Origin of the sequence: Shimia sp. MMG029, from assembly GCF_027947445.1 — a bacterium.
Classification (GTDB): Bacteria; Pseudomonadota; Alphaproteobacteria; order Rhodobacterales; family Rhodobacteraceae; genus Shimia.
Genome location: NZ_JAQJIM010000033.1, coordinates 1 through 595 on the forward strand (window position 1 = coordinate 1; position 595 = coordinate 595).

At 58.5% G+C, this 595-nt stretch carries 1 protein-coding gene; it reads left to right on the top strand.

What is annotated here, in order from left to right:
• On the top strand, positions 1-595 hold a 595-nt coding region (locus PJL69_RS20260), incomplete at both ends, for a formate--tetrahydrofolate ligase (protein WP_271311305.1).

Below are 595 nucleotides of genomic sequence, written 5' to 3' on the forward strand. Positions count from 1 at the left end.
CATCACTTCTGCACACTCTCTGCTGTCGGCGATGATCGACAACCACATCTACTGGGGCAACGAGTGCGAAATCGACATCCGCCGCGTGGCATGGCGTCGTGTGGTCGACATGAACGACCGCGCTCTGCGTCAGATCACAGCCTCCCTGGGCGGCGTGTCCAACGGCTTCCCGCGCGAGACCGGCTTTGACATCACCGTGGCTTCCGAAGTGATGGCGATCCTCTGCCTGGCAAACGATCTGGAAGATCTGGAAAAGCGTCTGGGCGACATCATCGTGGCTTACCGCCGCGACAAGACTCCGGTTTACTGCCGCGACATCAAAGCAGAAGGTGCAATGACCGTCCTGCTGAAAGACGCGATGCAGCCAAACCTCGTGCAGACCCTGGAAAACAACCCAGCGTTTGTACACGGCGGCCCATTCGCCAACATTGCACACGGCTGTAACTCCGTGATCGCAACCAAGACCGCTCTGAAAGTGGCGGACTACGTTGTGACCGAAGCGGGCTTTGGTGCCGACCTCGGTGCTGAGAAGTTCATGAACATCAAGTGCCGTAAAGCAGGCATCGCGCCTTCCGCGGTTGTTCTGGTTGCCACT